4 protein-coding genes, 1 pseudogene and 1 other annotated feature are annotated in these 10,185 nt (G+C 63.7%); all 5 genes and pseudogenes read right to left on the bottom strand.

Annotated elements, in window-relative coordinates:
* On the bottom strand, nucleotides 1-1,348 hold a 1,348-nt coding region (gene asnB, locus QVE23_RS08540), incomplete at its 3' end, for an asparagine synthase B (RefSeq protein WP_287967936.1).
* 48 nt (nucleotides 1,349-1,396) lie between these two features.
* Nucleotides 1,397-1,644, bottom strand: a binding site (T-box leader).
* A gap of 124 nt (nucleotides 1,645-1,768) precedes the next feature.
* Nucleotides 1,769-3,175 (bottom strand): glutamate synthase subunit beta, encoded by a 1,407-nt coding sequence (locus QVE23_RS08535; RefSeq protein WP_287967935.1) that lies wholly within the window; start codon nucleotides 3,173-3,175, stop codon nucleotides 1,769-1,771.
* Nucleotides 3,176-3,191: 16 nt separating this feature from the next.
* Nucleotides 3,192-7,632, bottom strand: a pseudogene (locus QVE23_RS08530) (glutamate synthase-related protein).
* A 35-nt stretch (nucleotides 7,633-7,667) separates the two neighbouring features.
* Nucleotides 7,668-8,216, bottom strand: a complete 549-nt coding sequence (locus tag QVE23_RS08525; protein ID WP_021750771.1) for an ANTAR domain-containing response regulator — start codon at nucleotides 8,214-8,216, stop codon at nucleotides 7,668-7,670.
* A gap of 50 nt (nucleotides 8,217-8,266) precedes the next feature.
* Complete coding sequence (gene glnA, locus QVE23_RS08520) at nucleotides 8,267-9,586, bottom strand: type I glutamate--ammonia ligase (protein ID WP_021750770.1); 1,320 nt, start codon at nucleotides 9,584-9,586, stop codon at nucleotides 8,267-8,269.
* Between the last annotated feature and the right edge of the window lie 599 nt (nucleotides 9,587-10,185).

Here is a 10,185-nt window from a genome sequence, read left to right as displayed (position 1 = left end):
CCTTCAGGTCGTCCACCATGGAGTGGCCCACGGCGTCGGAGAAGGCGGCCTTCTGCCGCCAGAGGATGCTGTCCGGCAGCAGGCGGTCCTTTTCAAACGCGTGGCGCAGCAGGTACTTGCCCATGCCATAGGTGTTCATTTTCAGCGCCGGATCCACCGCCATGACGTATTTCACGAAGTCCAGGTCGCCGAAGGGGACCCGGGCCTCCAGAGAGTTGACGGAGATGCACCGGTCCGCCCGCAGCACATCGTACATGTGCAGCTCATCCACCCGCTTTTTGGACTCCTGCTGGAAGGCTCCGGCGCTGGGGGCAAAGTCTGTGTACTTGTAGCCGAACAGCTCATCGCTGATCTCGCCGGTCAGCAGCACCCGGATGTCCGTCTTTTCGTGGATGGCCTTGCAGCAGAGATACATGCCCATGCTGGCCCGAATGGTGGTGATGTCCCAGGTGCCCAGGGCGGCGATGACGACGGGCAGGGCCGCCAGAACCTCCTTCCGGGTCATATAGACCTCCGTGTGATCGGCGCCGATGAACTCCGCCGCCTCCCGGGCGTACTTCAGGTCGATGGCATCCGTGTCCATGCCGATGGCGAAGGTACGGATCTTCTTCCCCAGAATTACGGAGCTGATGGCGCATACCAGAGAGGAGTCCAGCCCGCCGGAGAGCAGGAAGCCCAGGGGAGCGTCCGCGTCCAGCCGTTTATCCACCGCCGCGATCAGCTTGTTGCGGATGTTGCGGCAGACGGTCTCCAAGTCATCGGGGGAGTACTGCGTGACGGTGGTGAGATCCGCATAGCGGACAAATTTTCCGTCCGCGTAATAGTGTCCCGGCGGGAAGGGGCGGATCCCCTTACATAACCCCACTAGGTTTTTCGGTTCGCTGGCAAAGACGATGGCGCCGGAGCGGTCATAGCCGTAGTACAAGGGCCGGATGCCGATGGGATCCCGGGCTGCGATGAGTTCATCCCGCTTGGAATCGTAGATGATGAGGGCGAACTCCGCGTCCAGCTTGGCGAACATCTCCAGGCCGTACTCCCGGTACAGAGGAAGCAGGATCTCACAGTCGCTGCCGCTGCGGAAGGAGTAGCCTTTTTCCGTCAGCTGCCGCTTCAGGGGGCGGAAGCCGTAGATCTCGCCGTTGCAGACCACATAGTCCCCGTCCAGCTCAAAGGGCTGCATCCCCGCCTCCGTCAGGCCCATGATGGCCAGCCGGTGAAAGCACAGCCAGCCGGACGGCGTCTCGAGGATCTGAGACATGTCCGGTCCCCGGGACCGGGTTCGGTCAAAGAAGGGCAGAAGTTCCTCCTTGGTGTAGGTCTTTTTGGAAAAACCCATAATTGCGCACATAGATAGAAGCACCTCCGAAATAAAAAAGATCGCAGCTCCGTCCTGAAATTTCAGGACGAATAGCTGCGATCCGCGGTGCCACCTGACTTGCCCCCTGATCGGGGACCTCTTTGACTAGGCTCCAACAAGCCCGCGTGAGGTAACGGTCACGACTCGTTTCACTTACTGGCGGTCTCCCGCGTTCAGATCACAGCTACGGAGTGTTCTTCCCGCGGACTCTTTGGTACGGGGTTCTCACCATCCCCCGCTCACTGGCCCGGAACATCCGCGGTACTTTTCTCCATCAACGCCTTTGCTGATGTTAAAATTATGGTCTAAAGATTACCACTGGGGATATCCGCTGTCAATGTGGGAATATCCCAAAACCCAGCTGAAAATTTCCTGAAATTTCTCCATCCTTGTGTCAGGGGGATGTCCCATCTACCCAATGGAGCGTACCAGATTCGTGTAGCCGGTCAGATACCGGTCCACCTCCGCAGCGGCGGAGCGCCCTTCGGCGATGGCCCACACCACCAGGGATTGGCCCCGGCGCATATCGCCAGCGGCGAACACCTTGTCCGCATTGGCAGCATAGCTCCCCGGCGCTGTGCGGACCGTCCTGTCCGCCTCCACACCGAAGGCCTCGCACACGCCCCGCTCACACCCGGCAAAGCCGGTGGCGCCGATCAACAGCTGGCAGGGCAGGGTATCCCCCTCCGTGGTGACCACACCGGTCAGGGAACCGCTTTCCCCCGCCACCAGGCTCTGGACCTGGACGCCGAACCGCCGGGGATCCTGGCCCGTAACGGCCAGCGCCTCTTCGTGGGCGTAATCCAGCGGCAGGCTTCCCGCAGCGTCCAGGTAATCCGTCCGGGGACGGCGCACCAGCTGGGTCACGGAGCGGCAGCCTTGCCGCAGGGCGGTGGCCACACAGTCGCTGGCGGTATCGCCAGTGCCGATGATAACCACATCCAGCCCGGAGGCGGAGGGAACCGCCGCCTCCGCCTTGCCGAACTGAGCCCGCTCCACAGCAGCCTTCAGGTACTCGGTGCCGTAGCATACGCCGGAGATGCCGGTGGTGTCCAGTCCCAAGGGCCGGGGCGCTCCGGCCCCGCAGCAGAGGATCACCGCGTCGTACTCCGCCAGCAGCCGCTTTGCCACGGCACCCTCTGAGGCGTCCACACCGCAGACGAAGGTGACGCCCTCCTCGGTCATCAGGTCGATGCGCCGCCGGACCACAGATTTGGGTAGCTTCATATTGGGGATGCCGTACATCAGCAGACCGCCGGGGTGCTCCGCCCGCTCGATGACGGTGACCATGTGGCCCCGGCGGTTCAGCTGGTCCGCTGCCGCCAGGCCCGCCGGGCCCGAGCCTACCACGCAGACCTTCTTCCCCGACCACTGGGGCGGCCGGCGTGGGCGGAGCTTCCCGGCGCCAAAGGCCGCTTCGATGATGCTCAACTCATTGTCCCGGACCGTAATGGGGTCCCCATAGATGCCGCAGATGCAGGCGTTTTCGCAGGGGGCGGGGCACACGCGGCCGGTGAACTCCGGAAAGCTGTTGGCCTTCAGCAGCCGGCTGAGGGCGTGGCCCCAGTTGCCGGAGAGGATCATGTCGTTCCACTCGGGGATCAGGTTGTGCAGGGGACAGCCAAAGGCCTTTCCCTCATATATCATCCCCGCCTGGCAGAAGGGGACGCCGCAGTTCATGCACCGGGCGCCCTGCTGGCGCCGGATCTCCTCCGACAGGGGAAGGTGGAACTCATCCCAGTCCCGGACCCGCTCCGCCGCGGGCCGGCGGCCATCCTCCCGGCGGGTATATTCCAAAAAGCCGGTGGGTTTTCCCATGTTGTCCAGCCTCCTCTCAAGCTCTGGTATTGGCGTAGAACGCCTCGATCTCCGCCTGCTGACGGGTCATGCCTTTCTCCTCGTACTGGGCGATGGACCGGAGCATCCGGTCGTAGTCCCGGGGCATGACCTTCTTGAAGCAGGGGACGTAGGAGTGGAAGGCCGCCAGGATCTTCTTCCCCCGGGGGGAGCCGGTGGCGGCCACATGGGCCTCAATGAGGGAGCGGAGCTCGGCGATGTCGTGAGGCTCCGTCAGGGTGTCCGTCATCACCTGGTCCTTGTTGAGGCGCATATAGAGGTCGTGCTTTTCGTCCAGCACATAGGCGATGCCGCCGGACATCCCGGCTGCGAAGTTCTTTCCCGTGGGGCCAAGAATCACGCAGCGGCCGCCGGTCATGTACTCGCAGCCATGGTCCCCCACGCCCTCCACCACGGCGATGGCGCCGGAGTTGCGGACGCAGAACCGCTCGCCGGCCATCCCGTTGATGAACGCCTGGCCGGAGGTGGCGCCGTACAGAGCCACGTTGCCCACGATGATGTTCTCGCCGGGGTCGAAGGTGCTGTCCTTGGGTGGATAGAGTACCAGCTTGCCGCCGGAGAGGCCCTTGCCCAGCCCATCGTTGCAGTCGCCCTCCAGCTCCAGGGTCAGTCCTTTGGGGATGAAGGCGCCGAAGGACTGGCCTCCGCCGCCATGGCAGGTGATGACATAGCTGTCGTCCGGCAGGGAGTCCCCGCACTGCCGGGTGATCTCGGCGCCGAACAGCGTGCCGAAGGCCCGGTCCGTGGAGGAGACGGTGAGCTCCAACCGGCCGGTCCGCTTCCCCTTCAGCGTCTTGCCCAGTTTGGCCAGCAGCACGCTCTCATCCAGGGTCCGCTCCAGATGAAAGTCGTAAACATCTCCGGGATTGAAGTGGGACGGCCCGCCGCTCCAGGGATTTTCCAGCAGGCTGCGGAGGTCCAGGGTCTCCGCCCGGTGGGTCACCAGCTTCTCCCGGACCCGCAGTAGGTCACTGCGGCCCACCAGTTCATCCACGGTGCGGATGCCCAGGGCCGCCATATACTCCCGCAGCTCCTGGGCCACGAATTCCATGAAGTTCACCACGTACTCCGGCTTGCCGGAGAAGCGGGACCGGAGCTGGGGATTCTGGGTGGCAATGCCCGCCGGGCAGGTGTCCAGGTTACACACCCGCATCATGCAGCAGCCTAGGGCCACCAGGGGCGCGGTGGCAAAGCCGAATTCCTCCGCCCCCAGCATACAGGCGATGGCCACATCCCGCCCGGTCATCAGCTTGCCGTCGGCCTCCAGGGCCACCTGGCTCCGCAGACCGTTGGCGATCAGGGCTTGGTGGGCCTCCGCCACGCCCAGCTCCCAGGGCAGGCCCGCCCCGTGGATGGAGCTGCGGGGCGCGGCGCCGGTGCCGCCGTCATGGCCGGAGATCAGCACCACCTGGGCACCGGCCTTGGCCACGCCGGCGGCGATGGTGCCAACCCCCGCCTCGCTGACCAGCTTCACGCTGATCCGGGCCCGGCGGTTGGCGTTTTTCAGGTCATAGATCAGCTGGGCCAGGTCCTCGATAGAGTAGATGTCGTGGTGAGGCGGCGGAGAGATCAGTGTCACGCCGGGGGTGGAGCACCGGGTCCTGGCAATCCAGGGATAGACCTTTTTCCCGGGCAGATGGCCGCCCTCGCCGGGCTTGGCACCCTGAGCCATCTTGATCTGGATCTCCTGGGCGCTGGTGAGGTAGGCGCTGGTAACGCCGAACCGGCCGGAGGCTACCTGCTTGATGGCGGAGCACCGCTCATCGCGCAGGCGCGCCGCGTCCTCGCCGCCCTCGCCGGAGTTGGACTTGCCGCCGATGCGGTTCATGGCGATGGCCAGGCACTCGTGGGCCTCCTGGGAGATGGAGCCGTAGCTCATGGCGCCGGTTTTGAATCGCTTGACAATGGACGCCACCGGCTCCACCTCGTCGATGGAGATGCCGCCGCTCTCATCGAACTGGAAGTCCAGCAGCCCCCGCAGGGTATGGGGCTTGGCAGGCTCGTCCACCAGGGCGGAATACTCCTTGAAGGTCTCGTAGCTGCCCTCCCGGACGGCCTTCTGCAGCAGCAGGATGGTCCGGGGGTTGTACATGTGGTCCTCCTTGTCCGGGCCGGACCGCAGCTTGTGGATGGCCGATACCCTCCACCCGGCTGACTGTGTTGGTGAAGTACTTGTCCACCACGTCCCGGTTGATGCCCAGGCACTCGAAGATCTGGGCGGACTGGTAGGACTGGATGGTGGAGATGCCCATTTTGGAGGCGATCTTCACGATGCCGTGGAGGATGGCGCTGTTGTAGTCGTTGACGGCCGCAGTGGGATCCTTATCCAGCATCCCCAGGGTCACCAGCTCCTCTACGCACTCCTGGGCCAGATAGGGGTTGATGGCCTGGGCGCCGTAGCCCAGGAGGGTGGCGAAGTGGTGGACGTCCCGGGGCTCGGCGCTCTCCAGGATCATGGAGACTGCGGTGCGCTTTTTCGTCCGCACCAGATACTGCTCCAAGGCGGACACCGCCAGCAGGGAGGGGATGGCTACATGGTTCTCGTCCACCCCCCGGTCTGACAGGATCAGGATGTTGGTGCCATTCTTGTAGGCCCGGTCCACGTTGACGAACAGCCGGTCCAGGGCATTGGCCAAGGGAGAGCCCTTGTAGTACAGCAGGGAGATGGTCTCCACATGGAAGCCGGGCCGGTCCATGTAGCGGATCTTCATCAGATCCACGGAGGTGAGGATGGGGTTGTGGATCTGGAGGACTGTGCAGTTCTCCGCTCTTTCCTCCAGCAGATTGCCGCCGGAGCCCACATACACCGTGGTGTCGGTGACGATCTCCTCGCGGATGGCGTCCATGGGCGGGTTGGTCACCTGGGCGAAGAGCTGCTTGAAGTAGCTGAACAGGGGCTGGTGCTTTTCCGACAGCACCGCCAGCGGTGTGTCCACGCCCATGGCGGAGGTGGGCTCCGCCCCATCCCGGGCCATGGGGAGGATGGCGTCCTTCACCTCCTCATAGGTGTAGCCGAAGGCCTTGTACAGCCGGTCCCGCCGCTCCTGGGAGGACCGCTCCACACGCCGGTTGGGGATGGGAAGATCCCGCAGGTATACCAAGTGGGCATCGAGCCACTCGCCGTAGGGCTGCTGGCGGGCGTACCGCTCCTTGACCTCGGCGTCGTCCACCAGTCGACCGGCAGTCAGGTCTGCCAGCAGCATCCGCCCCGGCTGGAGCCGGGACTTCTTCACGATCTTCTCCGGCGGGATGTCCAGCACCCCCACCTCGGAGGAGAGAATCAGCTGCTTGTCGGTAGTGAGATACCACCGGCAGGGGCGCAGGCCGTTCCGGTCCAGCACCGCGCCCACCGTGTCCCCATCGGAGAACACGATGGCCGCCGGGCCGTCCCAGGGCTCCATCATGGTGGCATAGTAGTGGTAGAAGTCCCGCTTCTCCCGGCTCATTTTCCGGTCGTTGGCCCAGGGTTCCGGGATGCACATCATCACCGCCTGGGGCAGTGGGATGTCGTTCATCATCAGAAATTCCAGGGTGTTGTCCAGCATGGCGGAGTCGGAGCCGCTCTGGTCTACCACCGGCAGGATCTTGTCCATGTCCGCCTCCAGTACGGCCGAGTGCATAGTCTCCTCCCTGGCCAGCATCCGGTCCACGTTGCCCCGGATGGTGTTGATTTCACCGTTATGGAGGATGTAGCGGTTGGGATGGGCCCGCTCCCAGCTGGGGGTGGTGTTGGTGGAGAACCGGGAGTGGACCAGGGCGATGGCGCTCTCACAATCCGGCTCCGTCAGGTCCGTGTAGAACTTCCGCAGCTGCCCCACCAGGAACATGCCCTTGTACACGATGGTCCGGCTGGAGAAGGAGCAAATGTAGGTGTTCACATTGGATTGCTCGAACTCCCGGCGGACCACATACAGCTTCCGGTCAAAGTCCAGGCCACGGGCGCAGTCTACAGGCCGGGCCACAAAGCACTGGCAGATGCAGGGCATACAGTCCAGGGCCTTCCGGCCCAGCACCTCCGGATGGGTGGGCACATCCCGCCAGCCCAGGAAGTCCAGCCCCTCCTTGGACGCGATGATCTCCAGCATCTTCTGGGCCTGGGCCCGCTTCAGCGCGTCTGCGGGGAAGAAGAACATGCCCACGCCATAATCCCGGGGGCCGCCCAGGGCGATGCCCTCGGCGGAGGCCGCCTTCACCATCAGCTTGTGTGGCACCTGAATCATCAGCCCCACGCCGTCACCGGTCTCGCCGGTGGCGTCTTTACCTGCCCGGTGCTCCAGCTTTTCCACGATCTTCAGGGCACTGTCCACTGTGGCGTGGGACGGCGTGCCCTTCAAATTGACCACGGCGCCGATGCCGCAGGCGTCGTGCTCCCACAGGGGATCATAGATATTGTGTATGTTCTGCGCTGGTCCACTCATTGGGACTGCCTCCCTTGTCGTTTCATCGTCAGGCTTCAGCCTGTTGTGTACCGCTCCAGGATCAGCCGGGCGGTCTCTGCAAGCCGCAGCCCCGTGTCCATGCTGTACTTCTGCAGAAAGCGGTGGGCCTCCGCCTCGCTCATGAGGTTTACCTCCATCAGCACCGCCTTGGCCCGGCAGATCAGCCGCTCCTCCTCGGCACTTCGCTGGATATGAAGCCGGGGAGCCGGGGCGCCGCCTGCAAGGACTCCCTGGGCCAGATCCAGCGAGGCGAAGAACTCCGCCCGGGAGGAGGGGACGGCCAACTTGATGAGGTTCCTGTCCCCGCACAGCTCCAGATTCCCGGGAGAGGAGATGACCAGCACCGGGGCGATGCCCGTGAGGTCCACGGCCAGCATCTCCGCAGTCATGTCCCGCAGCCGGAAACCGCAGATGACGACGGCTCCGCCCAGCTTCCGGGCGGCTCGGATGGTTTCCGCGCCGCTGAAGCAGGAGATGGACGGCGCGAGGCCGCCGGAGCCCAGAATGCGGGTGATCTGGGCGTGGGCTTTCTCAGAGGCAAACGCCAATATGATCCTGTCCATGGAATTTGCCCCCCTCCTCTCTCTGCGGCCCTGTCAGAAGGGCCGGCAGGTCAGTACGCCACCAGATACTGTTCCAGCTCCCACTGGGACACCTGGGCGGCGTACGACCGGCACTCCCGACGCTTTCCGGCCAGATACTGCTCCGTCACGTGGGCACCTAGCGCGTCCGTAATGACGCTGTCTGCCTCCAGGGCCCGGACGGCCTCCTCCAGAGAGCCGGGGAGCCGCTGGATGCCGGAGGCGTCTCCCACCTCGTAAAGGTTGCCGGTGAGGGGGGCGGGGGGCGTCATCTGCTGCTCGATCCCGTCCAGTCCCGCGGCAAGGCACGCCGCCAGGGCCAGATAGGGGTTGCAGGCGGGATCAGGGCTCCGCAGCTCCACCCGGGTGCTGTTTCCCCGCGGTGTTGGAATGCGGACCAAGGCGGAGCGGTTGCCGGTGGACCAGGCCAGATGGCAGGGGGCTTCGTAGCCGGGCACCAGCCGCTTGTAGCTGTTCACCAGTGGATTGGTGACGGCACAGCATCCCCGTACGTGTCCCAGCAGTCCCGCGATGAACTGATAGGCCAGCGGGGACAGGTGCCGGGGATCCGCCTCGTCATAGAAGGCATTTTTCCCATCCCGAAACAGGGACATATTTACGTGCATGCCGCTGCCGGCGGCGCCGCTGACGGGCTTGGGCATGAAGGTGGCGTGGAGGCCGTTCTTCTGGGCCAGGGTCTTCACCGCCAGCTTGAAGGTCATGATGTTGTCCGCAGCCCGCAGGGCGTCGGTGTACTGGAGGTCGATCTCGTGCTGGCCGGCTGCCACCTCGTGGTGGCTGGCCTCCACCGCCACGCCCATCTGCTCCAGATTCAGGCAGATCTCCCGGCGGGTCCCCTCCCCATGGTCCAGAGGGCCCAGGTCAAAATAGCTGGCCTCGTCGGAAGTCCGGATGGTGGGCTGACCGTCTTCATCGGTCTGGAACAGAAAGAACTCCAGTTCCGCTCCCACATTGCAGGTGAAGCCCAGGGCGTCGGCACGGCGGAGCACCCGCTTCAGCACACCTCGGGGATCACCGGCGAAGGCGGTACCATCGGGGTTGTGGACGTCGCAGATCAGCCGGGCCACCTTGCCGTACTGGGGCCGCCAGGGCAGGATGGCAAAGGTGTCCAGGTCCGGCCAGAGATACTGGTCTGATTCTTCAATGCGGACGAATCCCGCGATGGAGCTGCCATCCATCATAATCTGGTTGTCCAGCGCCCGCCCGATCTGAGAGGCGGTGATGGCTACGTTTTTCAGCTGGCCGAAAATGTCTGTGAACTGCATACGGATGAACTGGGCATCCTCCTCCCGGACCAGCCGGATGATGTCCTCCTTGGTGTAGTGACGCATGAGCCTGACTCCTTTCCGATGGTGACCGTGTATGGACGCGGAGCGCCCCTCCGCGAAAAATTTTAAAAAGAAAAAAGAGCAAAGGATACCGCCAAAGGGCGCCTTTGCTCTCAGTGCTATTATTATACGAACTCTAAGGCGGTGTTGTCAAGACACTTGGGGGCCCGGAATCCCCACAGACGGAAAATTTGTGGGACCGCCTAAAATCGTTCCGCCGTCCCCAGGAGCTTTGGCGAAATCGACAAAAAATGGAGGAATGCGTTGACAGCTCCGACAAAGCTGACTGCGCGCCCGCCATCAAACAAAGGTACTTTGGCCCACCATCCCACAGCGCCTTGTTTGATACACGCAACGAGACATATCCCACTCAATGGCGGGGGCATTTCTTTTGGCAAAAGAATATGACCGACACATCAGCGGTTATGAAGATCGTAAGCACACCATCTTGCAGGACGGCGATTGCCCCGCAGGCCCCGGATGCCCGGTCCCCTGACCACGCCGGACGAAAAGGGCCGTTGCCCGCAGGCTGTTCTGGAACGGCCCTTCCGGGGAAATCTTCCATTGGCAGCAGTTATCCCATGACTTAGGATGCCCGCTGC

The sequence above is a fragment of the Oscillibacter sp. KLE 1728 genome (assembly GCF_934833455.1).
Classification (GTDB): Bacteria; Bacillota; Clostridia; order Oscillospirales; family Oscillospiraceae; genus Oscillibacter; species Oscillibacter welbionis.
This window is presented reverse-complemented; position numbering and strand designations above follow the sequence as displayed.